The organism is Variovorax sp. AC194 (genome assembly GCF_979257995.1).
On record NZ_OZ409823.1, the window covers coordinates 1,743,433 to 1,768,152 of the forward strand.

The window sequence follows — 24,720 nt, forward strand, 5'->3', positions numbered from 1 at the left end:
CGGGAGAAGGCAGCACCATGCAATTCACCACAGCCGCCGGACCCAGCCCGCTGGACCGCGAGCGCATCCTGGGCAAGCCGGTCGACCGCATCGACGGCCCGCTGAAGGTCTGCGGGCGCGCCCGCTACAGCTACGAATACCACGAGGAGGTGCCGAACGCGGCCTATGGCTGGATCGTGCTGGCCGGCATCGCCAAGGGCCGCATCGTCCGCATCGACACGGCCGAGGCGCGGCGCGCGCCGGGCGTGCTGCTGGTCTACACCTATGCCAACGTACCGCGCATGGTGCCGCGCGGGCGTGCGAACCTGGTGTCGCAACTCTCGGGGCCCGAGGTGCAGCACCACGGGCAGGCGGTGGCCTTCGTCGTTGCAGAAACGCTGGAGCAGGCGCGCGCCGCCGCGCACCAGATTCGCATCGACTACGAAAGCACCCCGGGCCGCTTCGACCTGGCGGCCGCGCGGGCCACCGCGGTGAAGCCCGGCGACGACCCGAGCGCCGGCAGCGAGAGCGCCGCCGACACGGCCGTGGGCGACTTCCAGGGCGCCTACGATGCGGCCCCCGTGCAGCTGGACCAGAACTACGCCACGCCCGACCAGCACCCCGCGATGATGGAGCCGCAGGCCACCATCGCGCGCTGGGACGGCGACCGGCTCACGCTCTACACCTCGCACCAGATGGCCAACTGGGCCGCGAGCGACGTGGCGGCGATGGTCGATGTGCCGGTCGAGCAGGTGCGCGTGATCTCGGCCTTCGTCGGCGGCGGCTTCGGCTCCAAGCTGCGCACGCATGCGGACGCGGTGCTCTCGGCCTTCGCCGCGCGCGAGCTGCAGCGGCCGGTGAAGACGGCGCTGGCCCGCGAGCAGCTGCTCAACCACACGACGCGCCGCGCCGCGACGCTGCAGCGCGTGCGCCTGGGCGCCACGCCCGACGGCCGCCTCACCGCCATCGGCCACGAGACCTGGACCAGCAACCTGCCCGGCCGCAGCTACTACGAGGGCGCCTCGCGCCAGACGCGGCTCCTGTATGCCGCGCCGAACCGCATGACCGCGCACCGCCTCGCGCCGCTCGACCTGCCCGAAGCCGCCGCGATGCGCGCGCCCGCCACCGCCAGCGGCCAGCTGGCCTTCGAGGTCGCGCTCGACGAGCTCGCGGAGAAGTTGCGCATGGACCCGGTGCAGCTGCGCATCCTCAACGACAGCCCCTGCGACCCCGAGCGCGGGCCCTCGCGGCCTTACTCCGGCCGCAAGCTCATCGAGTGCCTGCGCGAAGGCGCGAGCCGTTTCGGCTGGGCGCGCCGCAGCGCCACGCCGGCCCGGGTGCGCGAGGGCCGCTGGCTGGTCGGCATGGGCGTGGCGAGCGCCATCCACCACCACTCGGTGCGCCCGTCGAGCGCGCGCCTGCGGCTGGACGCGCAGGGGCGCCTGACCATCGAGACCTCGATGACCGACATCGGCACCGGCACCTACACCGTGCTCGCGCAGATCGCCGCGGAAATGACCGGCATCCCGATGGACCGCATCGGCGTGCGGCTGGGCGACACGGCCTTTCCGGCCGGCGCGGGCTCGATCGCCTCCATCGGCGCGTCGAGCGCGGGCGCCTCGGTCTTCCACGGCTGCGAGGAACTGTGCGCCACGCTCGTGCGGCGCGCGGGGTTCGACGCGAAGACCGCGCGCTTCGAGGCGGGGCGCCTCGCCTCGGGCCGGCAGTCGCGCGCGCTGGGCGACCTGGCCGGTGCCGAAGGCCTGGAGGTGCTCGGCACGGTGGAGCCCGGCGACCTGCACCGCCGCTATGCGCAGGCCGCGTTCGGCGCGCACTTCTGCGAGGTGGGCGTGGACATCGACACCGGCGAGACGCGCGTGCGCCGCATGCTGGGCGTGTTCGCGGCCGGGCGCATCCTCAACATGAAGATGGCGCGCAGCCAGGCCATCGGCGGCATGGGGTTCGGCGTGGGCGCGGCGCTGACCGAGGAGGCCGTGGTCGACGTGCGCCACGGCTATTTCGTCAACCACGACATGGCCGAATACCTGGTGCCGGTGCATGCCGACATCCCGGCCATCGACGCGGTCTACCTGCAGGACGCGGACGACCTGGCGAGCCCGATCAAGTCCAAGGGCATCGGCGAGCTGGGCACCTGCGGCTCGGGCGCGGCGGTGGCCAACGCCATCTACAACGCGACCGGGGTGCGGGTGCGCAGCTACCCGATCACCCTGGACAAGCTGCTGCCGGGGCTGCCGTCATTTCCTTTTTGAATCGGCGCATGTCCCGATTCAATTTGACGCTCTCCGGGCTCGCGGCGAACACTCGCTGCCATGAGCAGTGAGCAGAAGATCGAGTTTTACAAGGGCCCCGCGGGCGGCTGGGGCGCGCTTCGCAGCGTGACGAACGCGCTGCTGCGGCAGGACATTCCGCTCAAGGGCGCCAAGACGCTGCTCTCGGCCAACCAGCCCGACGGCTTCGACTGCCCCGGCTGCGCCTGGCCCGACCGCAACCATGCCTCGACCTTCGAGTTCTGCGAGAACGGCGTGAAGGCCGTGGCCGCCGAGGCCACCGCGCGGCGCGCCGGCCCCGAGCTGTTCGCCAAGCACACCATGGCGCAGCTGGCCGAGCAGAGCGATTTCTGGCTCGAAGACCAGGGCCGCCTCACGCATCCCATGGCCTACGACGCGGCCAGCGACAAGTACGTGCCCATCGATTGGGACGATGCCTTCGCGTTGATCGCGCGCCACCTGAACGCGCTGCCCGACCCGAACCAGGCCATCTTCTATACATCGGGCCGCGCGAGCAACGAAGCCGCGTTTCTCTACCAGCTCTTCGTGCGCGAGTACGGCACCAATAATTTCCCCGACTGCTCGAACATGTGCCACGAGCCCAGCGGCAGCGGCATGCGCCCGCAGATCGGCGTGGGCAAGGGCACGGTCACGCTGGAGGACTTCGAGAAGGCCGACGCCATCTTCATCTTCGGCCAGAACCCCGGCACCAACCATCCGCGCATGCTCGGCGAGCTGCGCGCGGCATCCAAGCGCGGCGCGCGCATCGTGAGCTTCAACCCGCTGCGCGAGCGCGGGCTGGAGCGCTTTGCCGATCCGCAGGACAAGCTGGAGATGGCCACGCTGGGCTCCACGCCCATCAGCACGCACTACTTCCAGCTGCGCGTGGGCGGCGACTTCGCGGCCGTCAAGGGGATGATGAAGCACGTCATCGAGCGCGAAGACGCGCTCGTCGCGCGCGGCGAGGCGTCGGTGCTCGACCACGCCTTCATCGCGACGCACACCACCGGCTTCGAGTCGCTGGCCGATGACCTGCGCGCCGAATCGTGGGACGTGCTCGCGCAGGAGTCGGGCCTCACGCAGGAGCAACTGCGCGCCGCGGCCGAGGTGTACCTGGGCGCCAAGAAGGTCATCGCCTGCTGGGGCATGGGCATCACGCAGCACCAGCACTCGGTGGCGACGATCCAGATGATCGTCAACTGGCTCATGCTGTGCGGCCACATGGGCCGCGAGGGCGCGGGCGCCTGCCCGGTGCGCGGCCACAGCAACGTGCAGGGCGACCGCACCATGGGCATCTGGGAAAAGCCGCCGGTGGCGCTGCTCGACCGGCTGCAAGAGGTGTTCGGTTTCGAGCCGCCGCGCGAGAACGGCCTCGACACGGTCGAGGCGATCCAGGCGATGCTCGACGGCAAGGGCCGCGTGTTCTTCGCGCTGGGCGGCAACTTCGCGGCCGCCACGCCCGACACCTACCAGACCTGGAAGGGCCTGCAGCAGTGCGACCTCACGGTGCACGTGACCACCAAGCTCAACCGCAGCCACATCGTGCACGGGCGCGAGGCGCTGATCCTGCCGTGCCTGGGCCGCACCGAGATCGACATGCAGGCCGACGGCCCGCAGGGCGTGACGGTGGAAGACTCGATGAGCATGGTGCACATCTCGATGGGCATCAACCCGCCCGCGTCCGAGCACCTGCTGTCGGAGCCCGCCATCGTGGCGCGCCTGGCGGCCGCCACCATCGGCGCGCGCAGCAAGACGCCGTGGCTCTGGCTCATCGAGGACTACGCGCGCATCCGCGACAAGATCGAAGCCGTGTTCGACGACTTCAAGGACTTCAACGCCCGCGTCGCCGTGCCCGGCGGCTTTCGCCTTCGCAACACCGCGAGCGAGCGCGTGTGGGCCACCGCCTCGAAGAAGGCCGTGTTCTTCACGCACGCCGTGCCGCGCGACACGCCCTCGCACCGGGCGCGCGCGCGCCTTCGCGACACGCAGGTCTTCACGCTCTTCACCACGCGCTCGCACGACCAGTACAACACCACCATCTACGGCATGGACGACCGCTACCGCGGCGTCTTCGGCCAGCGCCGCGTGGTCTTCATCCACGCCGAGGACATCCGCGCGCTCGGCATGAAGGACGGCGACTGGGTCGACCTGCAGACGGTGTGGAACGACGGCCAGGAACGCCGCGCCGACCGCTTCAAGCTGGTGGCCTACGACATCCCGCGCGGCAACATCGCCGCCTACTACCCCGAGACCAATCCGCTGGTGCCGCTGTCGGCCGTGGCCGAGAACGCGGGCACGCCGACGTCCAAGTCCATTCCCGTGGTGCTGGTGCCGCACGAGCTGCCGATCCAGAAGCTGTCGGAGGATGCGGCGGACGGGATGGTTGCAGCGGCATGAGCCGCCGGGCCGCTCCCAAGGCGAATACCGCAGCGCGGAGCGCGGAGGTTGTCGAATGAGCGCATTGCTCGAAGACAGCCTCTCGGTCGCCATCCTGCGCATGCTCGCGCAGGAGCCGGCGGGCAGCGGTGTTTCGCTGCCGCGCCTGGGCAAGCGGCTCGGGCAGGGCGCGAGCGTGCTGATGCGCCGGCTCACGCTGATGGGCGACGCGGCCATCGGCGGCGTGCGCGGCCCCGGCTGGGTGCGCGTGGCGCAGCAGGACGACCGCTGGGTCGCGCACCTGGAAGCCCCCGGCCGCGCGCAGGTCCAAACACTGCCCCCGGCTGACGAAACCGCCGGCTGAGCGGACAATGGCCGGCCGACCCGGAGCCACCCTGTCCATGCCACAGCCAGACCTCGCCGATTCCGAAGACACCCTGCCATCGCTCTCCCGGCACGCCGTGCGCGTGTTCGGCGAACGCGGCGTGGCCCCCGAAGGCGCCGTGCGCGACGACACGCTGGCGGCCGAGGTGCCGGTCGCGCTGGTCTTCAACGGCGTCTCGCACGCGGTGATGATGGCCACGCCGCTCGACCTGGAAGACTTCGCGCTCGGCTTCGCGCTGAGCGAAGGCATCCTGGACAGCGCCGCCGACTGCCGCGGCATCGAGGTGCAGACCATCGATGCCATCTCGGCGGGCCTTCCCGAAGGCATGCCCGGCATCGAGGTGCGGCTCGACATTTCCACCCGCAGCTTCGAGCGCCTGAAGGGCCGCCGCCGCAGCCTGGCGGGCCGCACGGGCTGCGGCGTGTGCGGCGTCGAAAGTTTCGCGGGGCTGGACATCACGCCGCAACCCGTGCCGCCGCGCGACTGGATCGAACGCATCGACCTCGAAACCGTGCTGCGCGCCTTCGCCGCACTGCCCGCGCGCCAGGTGCTGAACGCCGAAGCCGGCGCGATCCACGCCGCGGGTTGGGCCACGGTGGAGGGCGAACTCACCGACGTGATGGAAGACGTGGGCCGCCACAACGCGCTCGACAAGTTGCTGGGTAAGCTGGCGCGCGCGGGGCGTCTTGATGAACCAGGCTTCGTGCTGATGTCCAGCCGCGGCAGCCACGAGCTCGTGCGCAAGTGCGGGCGCCTGGGCATCGCGGCGATGGCGACCATCTCGGCGCCCACCGCGATGGGCGTGCGCATGGCCGAGCTCAGCGGGCTGCGCTTCTGGGGGCTGTGCCGCGCGCCGCGTGGCGTGCTCTACGCCGACGGGCTGACGCTGCCTTCGAACGCGCGCACCGCGTCGGCCACAGCCTCGATGCTCTGATCGCTGAGATCAGCCGCCGCCACGCTGCGGCGGCGCTCCCAGGCCTTGAAGTGCAGCTCCTGCGACTTCTGGTAATGCGGGTCGTAGTGCAGCGCCATCAGCTCGGCGAAGAGCTTCGGCAGGTTGGCCTCGTGCGCCCATTGCTGCCAGCGCGCCACCGTTTCCTTGCCCTGCATTTCCTTGAGCACGCCGAGCTTGTCGGCCAGCGCATCGCGGTCGTCGCCGAGATAGGCGTAGTCGCGCAGCAGGTAGTCGAGCCGCGCCTCGGGCGTGGCCGCCACCTCGATGCAGGGCGCCGCGCGCATCTGCGCCACCAGCGACAGCGGCAGCGAGAGCCGGCCGATGCGGATGCTCTCGCCCTCCACGTACAGCGGGCGCTTCAGGTCGATGGTTTCGAGCACGGTCGCGATGCGCGTCTCGAAATGCTTTTGCGACGGCTGCGGCACGCCGGGCAGCGAACCCAGCAGCGAGCCCTTGTGGCTCGCGAAGTCCTCGAGGTCGAGGGTCTGCTCGCCGCGCTCGGCCAGCGCGTGCAGCACGCGTGTCTTGGCGCTGCCGGTGGCGCCGCAGATCACGCGCAGGTCGAGCTGCGGCGTCAGCGAATCGATCTGCGAAATCACGTGGCGGCGAAAGCTCTTGTAGCCGCCGGCGAGCTGCTGCGCGTCCCAGCCGACGAGCCGCAGCCACGTCACCATCGAGCCGCTGCGCATGCCGCCGCGCCAGCAGTAGACCAGCGGCTTCCACTTCTCGGGCCGGTCGGCCAGCGTGTCGCGCAGATGCCTGGCGATATTGGCCGCGACCATCGCGCCGCCGATGCGCCGGGCCTCGAAGGCGCCGGTCTGCACGTAGACGGTGCCCACGATGCGGCGCTCCTCGTCGTCGAGCACCGGGCAATTGATGGCGCCGGGAATGTGGTCGAGCGCGAACTCGGCCGGCGAGCGGGCGTCGATGATCGTGTCGAAGGCGTGGCGGTCGCCGACCCGCACGGGCTGGCGATGACTCATGGCAGGAACCTCATGCCCCGATTGTCGCCCTGTGAAGGTGTGAACGAATCCGCCATGCCCGCTCATCCCACCCAGGCGCACCCACTCGGCGTTGCAAATGCTCGCCATAGCCCGAGCTATGGCTGCGCTTTGCGCCTTGATTGGGCGCGCCTGGGCGGGCTGCTCGGCCACGCCGAATTCATTCACACCTTCTGAGGCTTCAGGCGTAGGCCGGGCCCAATCCCCGGCGCAAGCGAGCGCTCGCAAAGTCCACCAGCGTCACCAGTACGAACATCGCGATCAGCACCGTCATCGCCTGCTGCTGCTGGAAGATCGACAGGTGAAAGTACAGCAGCTGCCCCAGCCCGCCGCCGCCCACGAAGCCGAGCACCGCGGCCATGCGGATGTTCATCTCCCAGCGGTAGAGCGTGTAGGCCACCCACTGCGGCAGCACGATCGGCAGGCTCGCATAGCTGAAGGCCGCGACCGGGCCGGCGCCCGAGAGCGTGAGCGCGTGCTCCGGCTCGCGCGGGGCGTTTTCCAGCGCCTCGGCGAACAGGCGGCCCAGCACGCCGGTGGTGTGCAGCGAGAGGGCCAGCGCGCCCGCGAACGGGCCGATGCCCGCGGCCAGCACCATCAGCGCGGCCCAGACCAGCTCGGGCACGCTGCGCAGGAAGTTGAGGATGAAGCGCGCGACATGCCGCGGCACCCATCCCGCGCGGCCCGACGCAGGCAGCGCGAGCACCGCGCCCGCGATGGCCGCGAGCACCGTGCCCAACGCCGACACCGCCAGCGTCTGCAGCGCGCCATTGCCGACCTTCGCGAGAAAGTCCGGCGACACATCGGGCGGGAAGAACTCGGCGATGAACTTGCCCATGAGCCGCAGCGATTCGGCCGAGCCCAGCGCGCGGTAGTCGATGCCGAGGTAGACGAAGCTCGCGACGACCGCCACCGCGATCAGCCCCACGGCGAACCAGCAGCGCAGGCACGCAGGCGGACGCGGCGGAAGACTCTTCATGCGAGCAGCCTCCGGAGCGCATTGCTCATCGCATCGGCCAGCAGCACCAGCGCGAGGAACACCAGCAGGATGCTGCTCGCCTCGCCGCCGTTGAGCATCTTCATCGACTGGTCCATCAGCTGCCCGAGGCCGCCCGCGCCGACAAAGCCCATCACCACCGAGGCGCGCACCGCGCATTCCCAGCGGTAGACGGTGTACGAGGCCAGCTCCTGCGCGGTGTGCGGCAAGAGGCCGTAGCAGAGCGCCGCGAGCCGGCCGCTGCCGCCTTCGAGCAGCGCGCGCGCGGGCCGCGTGTCGGTCGATTCGAGGATCTCCGCATAGACCTTGCCGAGCATGCCGCCGTAGGTGATGGCCAGCGCCAGCACGCCGGACGCGGGGCCGAGGCCCAGCGCGCGCACGAAGAGCAGCGCCCAGACGATTTCGGGAATGGCGCGCAGCACCATCAGCAGCCGGCGCGCGGCCTGCCGCACGATGCCGGCCTGCACGCGGCCCGGCCCCGGGCCGATGCGCGAGATGGAGAGGGCGCGCGTCGTCACGAACGCGAGCGGCGCGCCGATCAGGAGCGCGAGCGCGGTGCCGGCCGTGGCCATGGCCAGCGTCTCCAGCGTGGCCTTGGCGAGCAGCGCAAGGAAATCGGGCGAGCCCGCGGGCGGAAAGAAGCCCGCGAGAAAACCGCCGATCACCGCGAGGTTGCCGCTGCCGAACAGCGCCCACGGCTTGAACTCCGAGAGCGCCAGCATCGGCCAGGCGATGATCAGCGCGGCGAGCCAGGCGGCCAGCCGCCGCATCGCCTGCGGATCGCGGTAGACGACAGTGGTGGCGGTGGCGGTCGTGTTCACGGACAGTCCGGGCGCTGGAACGCGGCTTCGGCAGCGACAGGCTGCGGCGCCCGCTGCACCGCCACGCCGCCTTCACTCGCATAGAGCGCATCGAGCATCGCGGGCGTGACCTCGGCGGTCGGCAGGTCGAACAGCACCTGCCCATTGCGCATGCCGACCACGCGCGGAAACCAGCGCAGCGCGAGGTCCACCGCATGCAGCGAAGCCACCAGCGTCGCGCCCGTGGCCTCGCTCTGCGCGACGAGCTGCCCGATGGCGGCGTCGGCCAGCGTCGGGTCGAGCGCGGAGACGGGCTCGTCGGCCAGCAGCAGGCCCGGGCGCTGGTACAGCACGCGCGCGATGCCCACGCGCTGCAGCTGCCCCCCCGAGAGGCGGTCGCAGCGGTCGAAGAGGCGCTCTTCGAGAGCGAGGCGCGAGAGCACTTCATGCGCGCCCGCGATGTCGGAGGGATGGAAAAGCGATCCGAGCGCGCGCAGCACCGACCATTCGCCCAGCCGCCCCGCGAGCACCGCGGTGACCACGCGCAGGCGCGGCGCGATCGGCGGCGCCTGGTGCACGGTGCCGATGCGCGCGCGCAGCTTTTTCAGTGCGCCGGCTGGCAGATGCCAGGGCTTCGCACCGAGCACTTGCACCTCGCCCTCGCCGGGCCGCAGCGCCGCGCCGAGCACGCGCAGCAGCGTCGTCTTGCCCGCGCCAGAAGGGCCGATGACGGCGATGCGCTCGCCATCGCGCGCGGCCAGCGTCACCCCGGCCAGCGCGCGCTGGCCGTTGGGATGCACCACGCCCACGCCGTCGAGCGAAAAACCCATCCGCTCGTTCCCGCTTACTTGATGAGACCGGCCGACTTGCCCGCCGTCTCGATGCCGTCGTAGTTCGACGACTTCGTGGGAATGAACTTGCTTGCGCGCTGCAGCGCCATGATGTCCTTGTGCGCCGGGTTGGCCGGGTCGAGCTTGAGGAACGCATCCGTCAGCTTCTTCTGCAGCGCCGGGTCCATGCCGGGGCGCACCGTCCAGTTGTAGTCGTAGTAGGTCGGCGTGGTCGCGAGCACGCGCACCTTGGCGGCGTTCGGGTTCTTCGATTCGACGAGCTTGTCCCACACCGAGGCGTTGAGCACACCCGCTTCGGCGCGCGAGGCGGCCACGAAGGCCACGGTCGCGTCATGCGCGCCCGAGAACGCGACCGTCTTGAAGTCCTTCTCGGGGTTGATGCCCGCCTGCAGCAGGAAGTAGCGCGGCATCAGGCTGCCCGAGGTGGAGGAGGGCGCGCCGAACGCGAAGGTCTTGCCCTTCAGGTCGGCCAGCGTTTTCGCGGTGCTGTCGATGGGCACGATGAACTTGCTGGTGAACACCTCGTCCTCCGCGCGCTGCACGATGGGCACCGCGCCGCCGTTGGTGCGGATGCGCGCCTGCACGAAGGTGAAGCCGCCCAGCCACGCCATGTCGATCTTGTTGGTCGCCAGGCCCTCGACCACGGCGGCGTAGTCGGTCACGGGCGTGAACTGCACGTCCATGCCGGTTTCCTTCTTCAAGTAGTCGCCCAGCGGCGTGAACTTGCGCTGCAGTTCGGTGGGCGCTTCGTCGGGGATGGCCGAGACGCGCAGCACGCCCTGGGCGAGGGCGCTGAAGCCAGCGAGGGAGACGGTCAGCGCGAGCGCGATCCGGGAGAGCTTTTTCATGGAATGACCTGTGGTGAAAACGGAAAAAAAGGGGTGTATCGGCAGTGATGGGCGCAGCGCGGGCGGGGCTTCGATAATCGCGGCTTGTCTCATTCGAACGAAGCGCTGCCATGACCGATGCCGCATCCTCCAGGCTCCTGAACCCGCTCGCGCCGCTGCGGCTCACCAGCTTCTCGCATGGCGGCGGCTGCGGCTGCAAGATCGCGCCCGGCGTGCTGTCGCAGATCCTGAAGAACCACGCGGGGGGAATGATCCCGCCCGAGCTCATGGTGGGCATCGAGACCGCCGACGACGCGGCAGTCTACAGGTTCAACGACCAGCAGGCGCTGATCGCCACCACCGACTTCTTCATGCCCATCGTGGACGACCCCTACGAGTTCGGGCGCATCGCGGCCACCAACGCCATCAGCGACGTGTACGCGATGGGCGGCCGCCCGATCATGGCGCTGGCGCTCGTGGCCATGCCGATCAACCAGCTGCCGGTGGAGGTGATCGCCGAGATCGTGCGCGGCGGACAGGACGTGTGCCGCGCGGCGGGCATCCCGATCGCGGGCGGCCACACCATCGATTCGGTCGAGCCCATCTACGGCCTCGTCGCGATGGGGCTGGTGCATCCGGACCGCGTGCGCCGCAATGCCGATGCGAAGGCCGGCGACGTGCTGGTGCTGGGCAAGCCGCTCGGCGTGGGCGTGCTGTCGGCGGCGCTCAAGAAGGAGCAGCTGTCCGAAGCCGGCTACCGCCAGCTGATCGAGAACACCACCAAGCTCAACACGCCCGGCATCGCGCTCGCGGCGCTCGACGGCGTGCATGCGCTGACCGACGTGACCGGCTTCGGCCTCGCCGGCCACACGCTCGAACTGGCGCGCGGCGCGAAGCTCACCGCCGTCGTCGAATGGTCGAAGGTGCCGCTGCTCGACAACGTGGCCGCAATGGCCGCGGAGGGCTTCGTCACCGGCGCGTCGGGCCGCAACTGGGCGGGCTACGGTGCCGACGTGGAACTGGCCGCGGGCCTGCCGCCCACCACGCAGAACCTGCTGAGCGATCCGCAGACATCGGGCGGCCTGCTCGTGAGTTGCACGCCCGAAGCGGTCGATGCGGTGCTGGAGATCTTCCGCAAGGAAGGGTTTACGCAAGCGGCAGTGATCGGCCGTGTCGAAGCCGGAAGGCCCGCGCTGCGCGTCGTGTCCTGAGTCGAGGGCGTTCCCGCGCCAGCGCGTCGAGTGGGCAGTCGCCGTCGCGAGCGGTTCGAGCTTGTGCCGAGAAGCGCAGACGTACATAAGTACGTCGAACATCGCAGGTGCAAGCTCGGACCGCGCAGCAGGCGAATGCCCGCTCGACGGCGGAAGGGGGAAGGAGTCGAACCTTCCCGGCGACGCATGGCGCCACCCACTGGGTTTGAAGCCCAGCCGCCCCACCAGGGACGATCCCCTCCCATGAGCGCTGTTCACGGCCCCGCCCCGAACAGCGACGTATCGGGCCGCAGCAGGTGCGTGTCTTTCACGCGCCGCGTATAGCCCACACGATCGAAAAATTCCAGCAGCTGGATCGCGCGCTTGCGCCCCAGCCCCGTCGCGTCGCGAAAACTCGCGGCCTGCAAGCCCTCGGGCTGCGCGAGGCAATCGCGCGCCAGCACGGCCAGCCGCTCGACGGTCGCCAGCGGATAGTACAAGTCCTTCACCACCTGGAAGGTCTCGCCGCGCCGCGCGAGGCTCGCGAGGGTCTGGCGCACCATCGCCTCGCTCGCGCCGCTGTCCTTGGCGAGGTCGCGCACCCAAGGCGGATCGAAGCCGCCGTCGGCGAGTTTCGGCAGCAGCTTCTGCGCGAGCTTCTGCTCCACCTCGTTGAGCCGCGCCGCGTGGTCGGGCAGGTGCAGCCAGGTACCGCTGCGCACCAGCGCGCCGCGCGCGACCAGCGCATCGAGCGCGTGGCGCCACAACGCATCGTCGGTGCGCGGGCCGGCCAGGCGCTTGAGGCGGCGCGCATCGGGGCCGACTTCGTCGGGCGCCGTGCGATGGAATTCCGCGAGGCGCTCGGTGATCTGCGCTTCAAGCGCGGTCAGGTGTTCTTCCGCGATGGCCGTGTGCACGATGCGCACCGCATCGCCGGGCAGCGGCAGCGCGGCCTCGTCGGCCAGCGAGAGCGCACGCGCAAGCTGCGCGGCATCGACACCGAGCGGCGCGTTGTGCAGCAGCGCTGCAACGCGCGGCGCGCGCTCATCGATGGCCCAGGCCGCGAGCGTGCGCAGCCGTTCGGGCGTGCGCCGGTAGCGCACCGGCGCGAAGGGGTCGAGCACGCGCGCGCCGGCCACGGTGCGCGTGGCCGAGGCATCGCGCAGCACGCCGCGGTCGCCGTGCCAGGCGCCGACTTTCTCGCGCAGCACCAGTTGGGCGAGCGCCGTTTCTCCGGGCGCGAGCGCGTCGCGGTCGAGCAGCGCGACCGAGGCCATCACGTCGCTCGCGCCGAGGTGCGCATGCACCGTCGCGCCCGAGCGCAGCGCCTTGGCCTCGTCGGGCCACAGCGTGAGCAGCACGTCGATGCGGTCGGTCGCGAGCGCGATGGCCGGCGTGCAGACCCAGTCGCCGCGATGCGCTTCGTCCTTCGTCACGCCGGCCAGCGCGAGCGCGCAGCGCTGACCGGCGTGCGCCGATTCGGCCTGCTGGTTCTGCGCGTGAATGCCGCGCACCCGCACCGAACGCTCGCCGGGCCCGAGCCGCAGTTCGTCGCCGATGCGCACCGTGCCGCTGAAGACCGTGCCGGTCACGACGGTGCCGACACCCGCGAGCGTGAAGGCGCGGTCGACGGCCAGGCGAAAGGCGAGACCGTCTTCGCGCGTGCGCTCCTCGCGCGCGACGTCGAGCAGCCGCGCGCGCAACGCCTCGATGCCCTCGCCGGTGGTGGCCGACACCGCGAGCATCGGCGCGTTCGCGAGCGGCGTGGGCGCGAGCAGTGCCGCGACCTCCGCGCGCACCTCGTCGATCCTCGCCGCGTCCACACGGTCGGCCTTGGTGATCGCCACCGTGGCATCGCGCACGCCGAGCAGCGCGACCACCGCGAGGTGCTCGCGCGTCTGCGGCATCACGCCGTCGTCTGCGGCCACCACGAGCAGCGCATGGTCGATGCCGGTCGCGCCGGCCAGCATGGTGTGCAGCAGGCGCTCGTGGCCCGGCACGTCGACGAAGCCGAGCGACACGCCATCGGGCGCATGCAGGTACGCGTAGCCCAGCTCGATGGAAATGCCGCGCCGCTTTTCCTCGGGCAACCGGTCGGTGTCCACGCCGGTAAGCGCGCGCACCAGCGTGGTCTTGCCGTGGTCGATGTGGCCTGCGGTGCCGATGATCATCGCGTGGGCCCCGTCACATGAAATTGCGCGTGTGCAGCGCGGAGAGCCGCTCCGCCTCGTCGCGCTCGAACCCCAGCCGCGCGAGGCGCGCACGCCGGCCCGCCGCCATGTCGCGCTGCAGTTGCTGCACGGCCGCGTGGCCGCGCGCGATGGCGGCCGGGGACAGCTCGCCGGCCGCGAGCAGCACCAGCGCATCGAACACTTCCTCGTTGAGCCCCGCGGTGCTGGCGAGCGCGTCGTAGCGCACCTCGATCGCGTTGCGCAGCTTCGATTGGTAGTCGGGCTGCACCGAGAGCCGGTATTCCAGGTGCGCCATGCCGAAGGCCACGTGCCGCGCCTCGTCGCGCGCGGTGAGCCGCGCGATCTGCCGCGTCACCGGGTCGGGCGCGTTCGCCTGCAGGAAATTCAGCAGGTTCACGAAGCTGCCTTCGCCCAGCACGGCGAGCAGGAAGGTGGCGACCGAGAAATCCGGCGCATCGAACAGCGTGCGCAGCGACGCCTGCCCGCCCGCCGTCGAGAGCGCGGGCTCGTGGCCGCGCAGCGTGGCGCGCCGCGTGAACACCTCGACATGCCGCGCCTCGTCGGCGCACTGCAGTGCGAGCAGCTGCAGCACCTCGCGAAAGTGCGGGTGGATCTGCCCGAGGTGGCGCGCGGGCACCAGCAGCGCGGCGTTCTCGTTCTCGATGAGGTAGGTCATCACCTGCACCACGGCGGCTTCGATGGTGGGCGGCAGGTCGAACGCGGCATCCCACTCGATGGCGGTCGCCGGGTCCCATTGGGCGGCCGCGGCCTGCCGGTAGAGATCGCCCGCTGTCGCGGCCCAGACCTCGTGGCGGCGGTGCAATGCGAAGAAGAAATTCGGACTGCCCGCCTCGACGGTGGCGCCGCGCGCGGCCAGGCCCCAGCCGGCTTGCGCATCGTCGGCGGGCGCACCGTTGATGTCGCCCAGCGCGGTGCCGGTCGCCTGCGCATCGCGCCAACGTCCTTCGGCATGCGGGCCGCGCGTGATGCGGGCTTGCGGCCGTCCCTCCACGGTGTCGAAGCGCAGCGGATGCCCCTGGCTGCGGCACCACGCTTCCAGATGCATCTCCCAGTCCGGCGAGCGCCCGCGCACCTGCAGCTCGCCCCCCACCGGCCGTTCGGCCAGCGCGCGGCGAATGAGCAGCAGGGCGCCCTGGTCCAGGCCCAGCGACTCAATATCGATAGTCGGGGTTGAGGATGGCGCCATCGCGGCTGTAGAAGTTTTCGTCGTCCACCGCGCGCTCGAGCAGCGCGTAGCCGCTGGTGCGGCCCGCGCGCCATTCGCGCAGGCCCTCGAGTTCGAGCAGCGGCCGCACCTGCGCATCGTCCCAGCGCATCGCCATCAGCAGCGCGACGAAGCGCTCGATCAGTTCGGCAGGCGCGCCGGGGCTGGTGGTGAAGTTGCAGTGGTCGTAGGCCCCGGTGCGCGCGATGACGCGCGTGCTGCCCGAGGGCAGCGTGCCGTCCAGGCCGAAGGCCAGGTGGTTGCCGTCGATGAGGCAGCAGGCATCGACCTCGCCCGCCATCAGCGCCACCGCCGCATCGCGCTCGCCGCCGATGTGGTCGCCGTGCTTGCCGCCGAGCACGTCGAAGTAACGCAGCAGGAAGTCGCGCGGCTTCACGAGGCCTTCGCTGCGCAGGTGATCGAGCGGGATCAGCGTGGCCTGCGGCGAATCGAGCGCGCCCATGCCCACCGTCCTGCCGCGCAGGTCGGCCAGCGTCTGCACCGGGCTGTCGGCGCGCACGACGATGGCCGAACGCAGGTCGCAGTCGGTGTCGCGCATCGCCACGGCCTGCACCTGCTGGCCGCGGCTGCGCGCGATGCGGTCGGCGCGCACCCAGGCGAGCGGCGAGTTCCACGCCAGGTGCAGCGTGCCGTCGAACTGCGCCTCGACCTGGCGCTCGTAGTTCGAATACAGCACGTAGTCGAAGGGCAGGCCGTGCTTCGCGAAGAAGGCCTTGAAGCCCTCCCAGATGGTGACGACCTTGGGCGCGTAGGCGACCGCGCCCATGATCAACGTCGGTTCGGACATCGGATGGTCTTTCAGAACAACGGCAGGCCGGTGATGGCCTTGCCGATGAAGTCGTAGAGCACGTCGGAGGTGGGGGCCATCACGCTCGAGGCGCGCGCATCGCGGAACAGGCGCTCGATGCCGGCTTCCTTGCGGAAGGCGGCGCCGCCGCACACGCGCATGGCGATGTCGGTCACTTCGAGCGCGGTTTCCGCCGCGGCTGCCTTCACTTCGAGCACGCGCAGCATGGTGTCGGGGCGGCCCGCGCCGATGGCGGCCACGGTGTCGTCGAGCAGCGTCTGCACCATGTCGGTCTTGATGCGGGCGCGCGCGAGGTAGGCGCGGATGGTGGGCAGGTCGGCCAGTGACGAGTCGAGGTGCACGTGCTTGGTCTGGCTCACGTGGCCGATGGCGCGGCTCAAGGCGCCTTCCATGAGGCCGACGGAGCATGCCGCGCTCAGCACCGAGAACCAGGGCAACACCACGCCCATCATCGTGTCGAAGCCCTTGCCGTCTTCGCCCAGGCGCGCGTCGGCGCCGATGCGCACGTTCGTCGCGGTGATCGGCGTGGAGGCATTGCCGCGCAGGCCCAGGCCATCGAAGCGGCCGGGCTGGGTGAGGCCATCGGACTTCGCATCGACCAGCCACAGCGTGCTCGCGCCTTCGGCCGCGAGCGGCTTGCTCGACCAGACGTAGCTGTCGGCCTCGAAGGCGGAGGTGACCCAGCTCTTGCGCGCATCGAGCACCACGTTCGCGCCGTCCGCGCGGGCGGTGCCGGTCGGCGCCCAGAAGTGGCTGCGCGAATCGGCCTCGGAGAAGGCGAGGGTGCCCAGGTGCTTGCCCTCGGCGATCGCCTTGCGCACGGCCTCGGGGCCCTGCTGCTCGAGCACGGCGGTGGCGCAGTAGTGCATGCACACCACCATCGCGGTGGAAGGGCAGGTCTGCGCGATGCGCGAGACCACCTGCGCGGCTTCCTTCAGGCCCAGGCCCTGGCCGCCGACCGACTTGGCCGAGACCAGGCCCAGGAGGCCCGCCTTGCCCAGCGCCTGGATCGTCTCTCGTGGAAAACGTGCCTCGCTGTCGGTGCGCAAGGCCAAGGGCTGCAGCGTTTCCGTTTCGATACCGGCGAGCACGTCGAGGGGATTCATCGCTTTTTCCTGAGGGGTTGAGGGTTAGGGGTTGAGGTCGGGGAAGGGAACTACACCAGCCGCTCGCGCAATTCGCCGAGCTGGGCCGTGAAGGGGGCGCTGTCTTCGAGGCAGCGCAGATCGAGAAGGAGCCGGTCTTCCGCGATGCGGCCGATCACCGGCAGCGGCAGGCCGCGCAGGGCGGTGGCGAGCTTGTCGAGCGCCGTGCCCAGGCCTTTCTTCGCGGTGCCGGCCGGTGCGAGCGCAAGGCCGGCGGAGGGCAGGCGTTCGACCGGCAGCGAGCCCGAGCCGATCTGGCCCAGCAGCGGCACCACCTCGACGGTAAAGCGTGGCGACACGGCCGCCTGCACGGCAGGCAGGAGCGCCTCGGCCATTTCGCGGATCGCATCGGCGGGACGCGTGAGCAGGCGCAGCGTCGGCAGGTCTTTGGCGAGGCGCTCGGGCCGCAGGTACAGCGAGAGCGTGGCTTCGAGCGCGGCCAGCGGCAGCTTGCTCATGCGCAGCGCGCGCTTCATCGGGAACTTGCGGATGCGGCCCACGGCCTCCTTGCTGCCGACGATGAGCCCGGCCTGCGGGCCGCCCAGCAGCTTGTCGCCCGAGAACGTAACCACATCGCAGCCGGCCGCGAGCATCTCCTGCGGCAGCGGCTCGCGCGGCAGGCCGTAGTGCGCCAAGTCGACGAGCGAGCCGCTCCCCAGGTCGGTGGCCAGCGGCACGCCGCGCGCGTGCGCGATGCCGGCGAGCGTGGCTTCATCCACCGCCGCCGTGAAGCCCTGCACCGCGTAGTTGCTGGTGTGCACCTTCATCACGAGCGCGGTCTGCGCGTTGATGGCGCGTTCGTAGTCCTGCGGGTGCGTGCGGTTGGTGGTGCCCACTTCGACCATGCGCGCGCCGGCGCTGGCCATCACGTCGGGCATGCGGAAGGCGCCGCCGATCTCGACCAGTTCGCCGCGCGAGACGATCACTTCGCGCTCGCGCGCGAGCGCCGCGATGGTCAGCAGCACCGCGGCCGCGTTGTTGTTGACCACCGTCGCGGCCTCGGCGCCGGTGATGGTGCACAGCAGCTCCTCGACCAGCGAATCGCGGTCGCCGCGGCTGCCGGTGGCCAGGTCGTATTCGAGGTTGTTAGGCGAGGTCATCACCGCGAGCAACCGCTGCAGTGCCGAGTCGGCCAGCAGCGCGCGGCCGAGGTTGGTGTGGATGACGGTGCCGGTGAGGTTCAGCACGGCGCGCATGCGCGGTGCGAGGCGGCCTTGTACGCGAGCGGCGAGCGCCTCGCTCAGCGCTTGCGGCTGTACCTGCGCTGTGGCGAGCGTGCCGGCCACGGCCCGCGCGCGAAGCCCTTCGAGCAGCGCGCGCGCTTCACCGACAACGAGAGTGCGGCCGTGCTCGGCCAGCAGGATGCGCGGCGCATTGGCGCGCAGCAGTTGATCGACAGAAGGCAGATCCTGGGGCCTTGCCGTCGAGCCGTGGACCACGGACTCTTCGGGCGCTGCCATCAGCCGCCCCCGCCGTCGTCGAGAATTTCTTCAGGGTCGCCGAACAGCAGCATCAGGTTGTGGCCGCTGCGTTGATGTCCGGCTTCGGAGACAAGCAGGTCGAGCGTGACGCTCGCCAGGTCATCGGCCACAGGTTCGACCTCGGGGTCTCGCTCCATCGCGATCTGCTTCAGGTAGTGGCCGCAGCTGTCGCAGCACTCGGCCTTCACCGCGCCTTCGCGCGCGCCGGTGGCGGGCAGCTCGATGCCGGGCTCGGGCGCGAGCGATTCGAAATGGATGCCCTTGGTGCTCTCGCAGTGCGTGCACTTGATGCGCACGTAGTGCCACTCGGTGCTGCACAGCGAGCAGTGCAGGTAGCGAAAGCCCGCTTCGTCCGCGCCGATGCGCGTGATGCTCGCGGTGGGCGCGCTGCCGCAGCATGGGCACTCGTTGCCGGGATCGGTGCGGCCGAAAATGTTCTCGCCGTTGCGCTCGGCCACCTGCAGCACGAGCTGCGTCCAGTAGGCCTGAAGGCCGGAGGCGATCAGCGGCGCAGCGGCCAGGTCGAGGCCGAACATGATGCGGCGCGAGAGCAGGTCGGCCTGCTGGTCGAGCCAGGCGTCGTCGGCGGCCACCACGCGGTCGAGCGTGTCGCGCGCCGGGCCTTCGGGCAGGCGCACACGAAAGAGGCCGAGCAAGCGCCGCAGCTGCACGCGCCACACCGCATCGCGCGTCCAGCCGAACGCGGGCATCGGCGGCTTGAGCACCTTCGCGGCGGCTTCGAGCGCTTCGGATTCGGGGAGCGAGACGGCGGGGTAGTCCTGCAGCACATGGTGCTGCGCCTGCGCGAGATCGGCGATGAAGACCAGGTACTCGCGCATCGGATGCGAGGCCGCGAGCTGGCGCAGCCGCAGCTGCCGGTCGGAGAACACGGCCGCGCGCACCGGCAGGCGCAGGAACGGCATCTGCCGCCCCGCCTGCATGGCGATCTGCTCGGGGTCGAGGACGCGCGTGGTGCGGATCGGTGGCGGCGTACCGGTCGGGCTTGTCATCGGCGCAGTATCACTCACCGCGTGTCATTTTGCGATGCCACAAGGGATGGTTGAGCTTGGCCCATCCCTCGGTGACGGTGCCGCGCGTCATCGCGCGGATGCTGCCCTTGACCCACAGCGCGGCATAGATGTGCGTGATGACCGAGAGGATCAGCACCGCCGCCGAGACCGCATGCACCACCACCGCGATGCGCCGCACGAGGATCGGGAAGAAGCCGACGAACCACGGGCTCCAGAACATGAAGCCCGTCACCAGCAGCAGCAAGAGGCTGATGCCGAAGGCCCAGAACACCAGCTTCTGGCCGGCGTTGTATTTGCCCACCGGCGGCATGCTGGACTTGTCGCCCTTGAGCAGCTTGGGCGCGTTCTTGATCCAGTCGCGGTCGCCGCGGTCCATGAGGTTCTCGCGCCACATCGTGAAGAACAGGAACGCGAAGCCCAGCACCATCAAAAGGCCCATGAAGGGATGCAGGATGCGCGTCCACTGGCCGCCGCCGAAGAGCGTGCTCAAGAAGAACAGGCTCGGGTGGAAGAAGGCCAGGCCCGAGAGCGCGGCCGCGAAGAACATGATCGCGACGAACCAGTGGTTCATGCGCGTGGCGTCGCGGTAGCGGCGAAGGTAGTAGCGGGTCATCGCGTTCTCCTCATGCACGGGGTGCGTCGCGGGGCGGTTCGACGGGCCGGGCAGCCGATGCGGGCGGCTCCTCGATCACCACCACGTCGTCGGGCCGGCCATCGAGGTCGGCATCCGGGTGCTCGTCCTTCGGCTCGATCGGCCCGGTCTTCATGTAGTGGAAGAAGCTGCCGACCACCGCGCCGATCATCGCGACCATCGCGAGTGGCTTGGCCACGCCCTTCCAGAGCGACACCAGCGGGCTGATGTGCGGGTCTTTCGGCAGGTTGGCGTACAGGCCCGGGCGGTCGGCATGCTGCAGCACGTACATGACGTGCGTGCCGCCCACGCCGGCCGGGTCGTACACGCCGGCGTTGGCGAAGCCCCGGTCCTTCAGGTCGACGATGCGCTCCGAGGCGTACTCGTGCATGTCCTCCTTGGTGCCGAAGTGCAGCGCGCCGGTAGGGCAGGCCTTCACGCACGCCGGCTCCAGGCCCACGCCCACGCGGTCGGAGCACAGCGAGCACTTGTAGGCCTTGTTGTCGGCCTTGCTGATGCGCGGCACGTCGAACGGGCAGCCCGTCACGCAGTTGCCGCAGCCCACGCAGTGTTCGCTGATGAAGTCGACGATGCCGTTGCTGTACTTGATGATCGCGCCCGGCGCCGGGCAGGCTTTGAGGCACCCGGGGTCGTCGCAATGCATGCAGCCGTCCTTGCGGATCAGCCATTCGAGCTTGCCGGCCTCGGGCTCGACCTCCGAGAAACGCATCACGGTCCAGGAGGCGGGCGTGAGGTCGTTCGGGTTGTCGTAGGTGCCGTGCGTGGTGCCCACCTCGTCGCGCAGGTCGTTCCACTGCATGCACGCGACCTGGCAGGCCTTGCAGCCGATGCAGGTCGACACGTCGATCAGCTTGGCCACTTCCTGCACCTGCGGGCGGCTGCGGATGTCGGGCGACGGCGTGGTCGTGGCCGAGCGGGCGGCGATGTCCAGGGTTTGGAGGGATGACATCGCTTATGCCTTCTCGATATTCACGGTGAACGACTTGTACTCGGGCGTCTGCGTGTTCGCATCGCCGACGAACGGCGTGAGCGTGTTCACCAGGTACCCCGGCTTCGCGATGCCCACGAACCCCCAGTGGTTCGGCAGGCCCACCGTATGCACCGTGCGGCCATCGACCTGCAGCCCGACGATGCGCTTGGTCACCAGCGCCACGGCCTTGATGAAGCCACGCTTGCTCCAGACCTTCACCATGTCGCCGTTGGCGATGCCCTTGTCCTTGGCAAGCTCCTCGCCGATCTCCACGAACTGCTGCGGCTGGATGATGGCCGAGGTGCGCACGTTCTTGGTCCAGTAGTGGAAGTGCTCGGTGAGCCGGTAGCTGGTCGCCACGTACGGGAAGTCCTTCGGCACGCCCAGGCGCTCCAGGTCGCCCTTGAAGATGCGCGCCGCGGGATTGGCGCGCGCCTTCGGGTTGTTCGGGTGCATCAGGTTGTTCACCAGGGGCGACTCGAAGGGCTCGTAGTGCTCGGGCAGCGGCCCCTCGGCCATGCCGGTGGGCGCGAAGAGCCGCGCCACGCCTTCGGCCGTCATGATGAAGGGGCGCACCGCCTCGGCTTCCATCGGGTTCGCATCGGGCCGGATGTCGGGCACGTCGGCACCCGTCCATGCCTTGCCGTTCCACGCGACGAGGCTGCGCCGCGCGATCCACGACTTGCCGGTCGCCGGATCGGTCGAGGCGCCGTTGTAGAGGATGCGCCGGTTCGCCGGCCACGCCCACGCCCAGTTCTGCACCATGCCGATGCCGTAGGGGTCGGCGTTGTCGCGCCGCGCCATCTGGTTGCCCGCCTGCGTCCAGGCGCCGGCGTAGATCCAGCAGCCCGAGGCGGTCGAGCCGTCGTCGCGCAGCAGGCCGAAGCCCGAGAGCTGCTCGCCGGCCTTGGCCGTCGGCGGCTTGGTCGGGTCCTTCGGATCGAGCAGGTCGGTGAGCGCGCGGCCGTTGTATTCCATCGCCAGCTCTTGCGCCGAGGGCGAATGCGCGATCTTGTAGGGCCACGTGAGCTTGACGATCGGATCGGGGAACGCGCCGCCGTCCTTGATGTAGGCCTGGCGCATGCGGTTGAAGATGCCCGCCACGATCTCGATGTCGCCCTTGGCTTCGCCCGGCGGCTCCGCGCCCTTCCAGTGCCACTGCAGCCAGCGGCTGGAGTTGGTGAGCGAGCCGTCTTCTTCCGCAAAGCACGTCGATGGCAGGCGGAACACCGTGGTCTGGATGTCGGTGGTCTTGACGTCGTTGAACTCGCCGAAGTTGCGCCAGAACTCGCTGGTCTCGGTCTGCAGCGGATCGATGGTGACCAGGAACTTGAGCTTGGACAGGCCCTCGATGATCTTCTTCTTGTCCGGGAACGAGCCCACCGGGTTGAAGCCCTGGCAGATGTAGCCGTTCAGCTTGCCCTGGCTCATGAGCTCGAAGGCCTGCAGGATGTCGTAGAGCTTGTCGATCTTGGGCAGGTAGTGGAAGGCCCACTCGTTCTCGGCCGTGGCCGCATCGCCCCACCACGACTTCTGCATGCTGACGAAGAACTTGGGGTAGTTCTGCCAGTAGCTCATCTGGTTGGGACGCAGCGCCTTCAGCGCCCGGGTCTTGTAGTAGTCGGGCAGGTTCTGCTCGCTGTCCCGCGCGAGCGACATGTAGCCGGGCAGCGAGTTCGACAGCAGGCCCAGGTCCGTCAGGCCCTGGATGTTGCTGTGGCCGCGCAGCGCGTTCATGCCGCCGCCGGGCACGCCGATGTTGCCGAGCAAAAGCTGCACGATGGCACCCGTGCGGATCATCTGCGAGCCCTGGCTGTGCTGCGTCCAGCCCAGCGCATACATGATGGTCATGGTGCGCGTGGGCACGCTGGTGCTCGCGATGTACTCGCACACCTTCAGGAACTTGTCCTGCGGCGTGCCGGTGATGCGGCTCACCAGCTCGGGCGTGTAGCGCGAATAGTGGCGCTTCATCACCTGCAGCACGCACTGCGGGTCCTGCATGGTCATGTCGACCTTGGCCATGCCGGCGTCGTCCAGCGCGTAGTTCCACGACTTGGGGTCGTAGTTGCGCTTCTCGGCGTTGTAGCCGCTGAAGATGCCGTCCTCGAACTTGTAGTCAGGCCCGACGATGAAGGTCGCGTTGGTGTAGTTGCGTACGTACTCCGTCTGGATCTTGTCGTTGCTCAGGAGGAAGTTGATGACCCCCGCGAGGAACGCGATGTCCGAGCCCGCGCGCACCGGTGCGTAGTAGTCGGCCATGGCGGCCGAGCGCGTGAAGCGCGGGTCCACCACGACAAGGCGCGCCTTGTTCTGTTTCTTGGCCTCGATGACCCACTTGAAGCCGCACGGATGCGCCTCCGCGGCATTGCCGCCCATGATCAGCACGACATCCGCGTTCTGGATGTCCTGCCAGTGGTTGGTCATCGCACCGCGTCCGAACGTCGGGGCCAGACTGGCCACCGTAGGTCCGTGTCAAACGCGTGCCTGGTTGTCGAACACCAGCATCCCGGTCGAGCGGAATGCCTTGTGCGTGATGTACCCGGTTTCGTTGGACGAGGCCGAGGCGCAGAGCATGCCCGAGCTGGTCCAGCGGTTGACGGTCTTGCCGTCGGCGTTGGTGGTCTGGAAGTTGGCGTCGCGGTCGGCCTTGAGCAGCTTGGCGATGCGGTCCAGCGCCTCGTTCCAGCCGATGCGCTTCCACTCGGTGCTGCCGGCCTCGCGCACTTCGGGGTACTTCAGCCGCATGGGGCTGTGCACGAAGTCCAGCAGGCCCGCGCCCTTGGGGCACAGCGTGCCGCGGTTCACGGGGTGGTCGGCATCGCCCTCGATATGGAGGATGTCGGACACCACGTTCTTGGCCTTGTCGCCCAGGCTGTACATGATGAGCCCGCAGCCCACCGAGCAGTACGGGCAGGTGTTGCGCGTCTCGGTGGTGCGCGCGAGCTTGAAGTTGCGCGCCTCGGCCAGCGCCGCAGTCGGCGAGAAGCCGAGCGCCACGATGCTCGAGCCGATCAGGCCCGCGCTGCTGACACGGAAGAATTGCCGGCGGCTTATGTCCATGACATGGCCTCCTGCATCGGTGAAGTCGGTTGTTTCATCGGGGTCTTCTTCTGTTTTGCGTGGGAAAGAAAAACGGGAAAACGAAAAATGTGGGGCCGGCCATGCGGCCGCTATTTGGGTGCCGTGCCGTCGCCGCCGCTCGGCGCGGGCGTGCCGCCGGAGGAAGCCCCGCCCTGGCCGCTCATGCCGCCCACGGCTGCGCCGCCTTCGGACGGGCCTTTGTGGGCGGAGGTGGGATCGACCTTGTCGCCGGAGTCGGCGGGCTTGACGCCGCTCGGGCTGGCGCCGGTGCTGGAAGAGGGCGCCGCGCCGCCCGCAGCCGCGGTGGGCTTGGGATCGCAGGCGCTCAGGAGCAAACCCAGGGCCAGGCAAAGGCCGACGGTTTGCAAGCGCTGACATCGTGACATCGACACTCCTTGTGGGGGAAGGCGGTCCGGCTGTTTTTATGGCCTCTGTGTTGCCGACACTGGCAACAAGATGCTTTTT

The 24,720-nt window shown here is 69.7% G+C and carries 20 protein-coding genes and 1 tRNA gene; 5 read left to right on the forward strand and 16 right to left on the reverse strand.

Features of this window, described 5'->3' with window-relative positions; translation table 11 throughout:
* The first annotated feature begins 17 nt into the window (after positions 1 to 17).
* The 4 genes from ACZYRS_RS08450 to fdhD are packed head-to-tail and all read left to right on the forward strand — an operon-like array spanning position 18 to position 5,962.
* The gene (locus ACZYRS_RS08450) at positions 18 to 2,249 is read left to right on the forward strand and encodes a molybdopterin cofactor-binding domain-containing protein (protein WP_463418858.1); all 2,232 of its coding nucleotides are present in this window, start codon (positions 18 to 20) and stop codon (positions 2,247 to 2,249) included.
* 60 nt (positions 2,250 to 2,309) lie between these two features.
* Positions 2,310 to 4,664, forward strand: coding sequence for an FdhF/YdeP family oxidoreductase (locus ACZYRS_RS08455; RefSeq protein ID WP_463418859.1), 2,355 nt, complete (start codon positions 2,310 to 2,312; stop codon positions 4,662 to 4,664).
* 55 nt (positions 4,665 to 4,719) lie between these two features.
* Positions 4,720 to 5,007, forward strand: coding sequence for a hypothetical protein (locus tag ACZYRS_RS08460; protein WP_463418860.1), 288 nt, complete (start codon positions 4,720 to 4,722; stop codon positions 5,005 to 5,007).
* Between the two features lie 37 nt (positions 5,008 to 5,044).
* Positions 5,045 to 5,962, forward strand: coding sequence for a formate dehydrogenase accessory sulfurtransferase FdhD (gene fdhD, locus ACZYRS_RS08465; RefSeq protein ID WP_463418861.1), 918 nt, complete (start codon positions 5,045 to 5,047; stop codon positions 5,960 to 5,962).
* Here the strand turns inward: fdhD and mnmH are convergent.
* The 5 genes from mnmH to ACZYRS_RS08490 form a co-directional block, all read right to left on the reverse strand.
* A complete protein-coding gene (gene mnmH, locus ACZYRS_RS08470; protein ID WP_463418862.1) occupies positions 5,896 to 6,966 on the reverse strand; it encodes a tRNA 2-selenouridine(34) synthase MnmH in 1,071 nt (356 codons plus the stop codon). The genes fdhD and mnmH overlap by 67 nt on opposite strands.
* Positions 6,967 to 7,165: 199 nt before the next feature.
* Positions 7,166 to 7,963 (reverse strand): phosphonate ABC transporter, permease protein PhnE, encoded by a 798-nt coding sequence (gene phnE / locus ACZYRS_RS08475; protein WP_463418863.1) that lies wholly within the window; start codon positions 7,961 to 7,963, stop codon positions 7,166 to 7,168.
* Positions 7,960 to 8,751 (reverse strand): PhnE/PtxC family ABC transporter permease, encoded by a 792-nt coding sequence (locus tag ACZYRS_RS08480; RefSeq protein ID WP_463422468.1) that lies wholly within the window; start codon positions 8,749 to 8,751, stop codon positions 7,960 to 7,962. The genes phnE and ACZYRS_RS08480 overlap by 4 nt, the downstream gene beginning before the upstream one ends.
* A 47-nt stretch (positions 8,752 to 8,798) precedes the next feature.
* The gene (locus ACZYRS_RS08485; RefSeq protein WP_463418864.1) at positions 8,799 to 9,611 is read right to left on the reverse strand and encodes a phosphonate ABC transporter ATP-binding protein; all 813 of its coding nucleotides are present in this window, start codon (positions 9,609 to 9,611) and stop codon (positions 8,799 to 8,801) included.
* Positions 9,612 to 9,625: 14 nt separating this feature from the next.
* Complete coding sequence (locus ACZYRS_RS08490) at positions 9,626 to 10,480, reverse strand: putative selenate ABC transporter substrate-binding protein (RefSeq protein ID WP_463418865.1); 855 nt, start codon at positions 10,478 to 10,480, stop codon at positions 9,626 to 9,628.
* A 110-nt stretch (positions 10,481 to 10,590) separates the two neighbouring features.
* Between ACZYRS_RS08490 and selD the strand changes: the two genes are divergently transcribed.
* Positions 10,591 to 11,670 (forward strand): selenide, water dikinase SelD, encoded by a 1,080-nt coding sequence (selD, locus tag ACZYRS_RS08495; protein WP_463418866.1) that lies wholly within the window; start codon positions 10,591 to 10,593, stop codon positions 11,668 to 11,670.
* Positions 11,671 to 11,820: 150 nt separating this feature from the next.
* On the opposite strand, the gene ACZYRS_RS08500 is transcribed toward selD, so the two are convergent.
* The 11 genes from ACZYRS_RS08500 to ACZYRS_RS08550 form a co-directional block, all read right to left on the reverse strand.
* Positions 11,821 to 11,913: transfer RNA gene (locus ACZYRS_RS08500), tRNA-Sec, on the reverse strand.
* A gap of 11 nt (positions 11,914 to 11,924) precedes the next feature.
* Positions 11,925 to 13,820 (reverse strand): selenocysteine-specific translation elongation factor, encoded by a 1,896-nt coding sequence (gene selB, locus ACZYRS_RS08505; protein WP_463418867.1) that lies wholly within the window; start codon positions 13,818 to 13,820, stop codon positions 11,925 to 11,927.
* A 13-nt stretch (positions 13,821 to 13,833) separates the two neighbouring features.
* The gene (locus tag ACZYRS_RS08510; protein ID WP_463418868.1) at positions 13,834 to 15,048 is read right to left on the reverse strand and encodes a ferritin-like domain-containing protein; all 1,215 of its coding nucleotides are present in this window, start codon (positions 15,046 to 15,048) and stop codon (positions 13,834 to 13,836) included.
* Positions 15,014 to 15,874: a phosphate/phosphite/phosphonate ABC transporter substrate-binding protein gene (locus ACZYRS_RS08515; RefSeq protein ID WP_463418869.1), complete on the reverse strand. Its 861-nt coding sequence runs from the start codon at positions 15,872 to 15,874 to the stop codon at positions 15,014 to 15,016. The genes ACZYRS_RS08510 and ACZYRS_RS08515 overlap by 35 nt, the downstream gene beginning before the upstream one ends.
* Before the next feature lie 11 nt (positions 15,875 to 15,885).
* Positions 15,886 to 17,001, reverse strand: a complete 1,116-nt coding sequence (locus ACZYRS_RS08520; protein WP_463418870.1) for an acyl-CoA dehydrogenase family protein — start codon at positions 16,999 to 17,001, stop codon at positions 15,886 to 15,888.
* Positions 17,002 to 17,051: 50 nt separating this feature from the next.
* Entirely contained in the window at positions 17,052 to 18,500 is a 1,449-nt protein-coding gene (gene selA, locus ACZYRS_RS08525; protein ID WP_463418871.1) for an L-seryl-tRNA(Sec) selenium transferase, read from the reverse strand.
* Entirely contained in the window at positions 18,500 to 19,531 is a 1,032-nt protein-coding gene (gene fdhE / locus ACZYRS_RS08530) for a formate dehydrogenase accessory protein FdhE (protein ID WP_463418872.1), read from the reverse strand. The genes selA and fdhE overlap by 1 nt, the downstream gene beginning before the upstream one ends.
* Positions 19,532 to 19,541: 10 nt before the next feature.
* Positions 19,542 to 20,165 carry a formate dehydrogenase subunit gamma gene (locus ACZYRS_RS08535; RefSeq protein WP_463418873.1) on the reverse strand — a complete coding sequence of 208 codons (624 nt, stop codon included), beginning with the start codon at positions 20,163 to 20,165 and terminating at the stop codon, positions 19,542 to 19,544.
* Between the two features lie 10 nt (positions 20,166 to 20,175).
* Positions 20,176 to 21,153: a formate dehydrogenase subunit beta gene (fdxH, locus tag ACZYRS_RS08540; protein ID WP_198785224.1), complete on the reverse strand. Its 978-nt coding sequence runs from the start codon at positions 21,151 to 21,153 to the stop codon at positions 20,176 to 20,178.
* Positions 21,154 to 21,156: 3 nt separating this feature from the next.
* Positions 21,157 to 24,234 (reverse strand): formate dehydrogenase-N subunit alpha, encoded by a 3,078-nt coding sequence (fdnG, locus tag ACZYRS_RS08545; protein ID WP_463418874.1) that lies wholly within the window; start codon positions 24,232 to 24,234, stop codon positions 21,157 to 21,159.
* Positions 24,235 to 24,344: 110 nt separating this feature from the next.
* Entirely contained in the window at positions 24,345 to 24,623 is a 279-nt protein-coding gene (locus tag ACZYRS_RS08550; RefSeq protein WP_233101642.1) for a hypothetical protein, read from the reverse strand.
* Positions 24,624 to 24,720 lie beyond the last annotated feature (97 nt).

Bases quoted from the DNA above. Each gene is read 5' to 3' on its own strand.
- fdhD (WP_463418861.1), top strand. From the start codon at position 5,045: ATGCCACAGCCAGACCTCGCCGATTCCGAAGACACCCTGCCATCGCTC.
- ACZYRS_RS08520 (WP_463418870.1), bottom strand. From the start codon at position 17,001: ATGAATCCCCTCGACGTGCTCGCCGGTATCGAAACGGAAACGCTGCAG.
- ACZYRS_RS08455 (WP_463418859.1), top strand. From the start codon at position 2,310: ATGAGCAGTGAGCAGAAGATCGAGTTTTACAAGGGCCCCGCGGGCGGC.
- ACZYRS_RS08515 (WP_463418869.1), bottom strand. From the start codon at position 15,874: ATGTCCGAACCGACGTTGATCATGGGCGCGGTCGCCTACGCGCCCAAG.
- ACZYRS_RS08485 (WP_463418864.1), bottom strand. From the start codon at position 9,611: ATGGGTTTTTCGCTCGACGGCGTGGGCGTGGTGCATCCCAACGGCCAG.
- ACZYRS_RS08510 (WP_463418868.1), bottom strand. From the start codon at position 15,048: ATGGCGCCATCCTCAACCCCGACTATCGATATTGAGTCGCTGGGCCTG.
- ACZYRS_RS08535 (WP_463418873.1), bottom strand. From the start codon at position 20,165: ATGACCCGCTACTACCTTCGCCGCTACCGCGACGCCACGCGCATGAAC.
- phnE (WP_463418863.1), bottom strand. From the start codon at position 7,963: ATGAAGAGTCTTCCGCCGCGTCCGCCTGCGTGCCTGCGCTGCTGGTTC.
- fdhE (WP_463418872.1), bottom strand. From the start codon at position 19,531: ATGACAAGCCCGACCGGTACGCCGCCACCGATCCGCACCACGCGCGTC.
- ACZYRS_RS08460 (WP_463418860.1), top strand. From the start codon at position 4,720: ATGAGCGCATTGCTCGAAGACAGCCTCTCGGTCGCCATCCTGCGCATG.
- ACZYRS_RS08450 (WP_463418858.1), top strand. From the start codon at position 18: ATGCAATTCACCACAGCCGCCGGACCCAGCCCGCTGGACCGCGAGCGC.
- fdxH (WP_198785224.1), bottom strand. From the start codon at position 21,153: ATGTCATCCCTCCAAACCCTGGACATCGCCGCCCGCTCGGCCACGACC.
- selB (WP_463418867.1), bottom strand. From the start codon at position 13,820: ATGATCATCGGCACCGCAGGCCACATCGACCACGGCAAGACCACGCTG.
- selD (WP_463418866.1), top strand. From the start codon at position 10,591: ATGACCGATGCCGCATCCTCCAGGCTCCTGAACCCGCTCGCGCCGCTG.
- ACZYRS_RS08490 (WP_463418865.1), bottom strand. From the start codon at position 10,480: ATGAAAAAGCTCTCCCGGATCGCGCTCGCGCTGACCGTCTCCCTCGCT.
- selA (WP_463418871.1), bottom strand. From the start codon at position 18,500: ATGGCAGCGCCCGAAGAGTCCGTGGTCCACGGCTCGACGGCAAGGCCC.
- ACZYRS_RS08480 (WP_463422468.1), bottom strand. From the start codon at position 8,751: ATGCGGCGGCTGGCCGCCTGGCTCGCCGCGCTGATCATCGCCTGGCCG.
- mnmH (WP_463418862.1), bottom strand. From the start codon at position 6,966: ATGAGTCATCGCCAGCCCGTGCGGGTCGGCGACCGCCACGCCTTCGAC.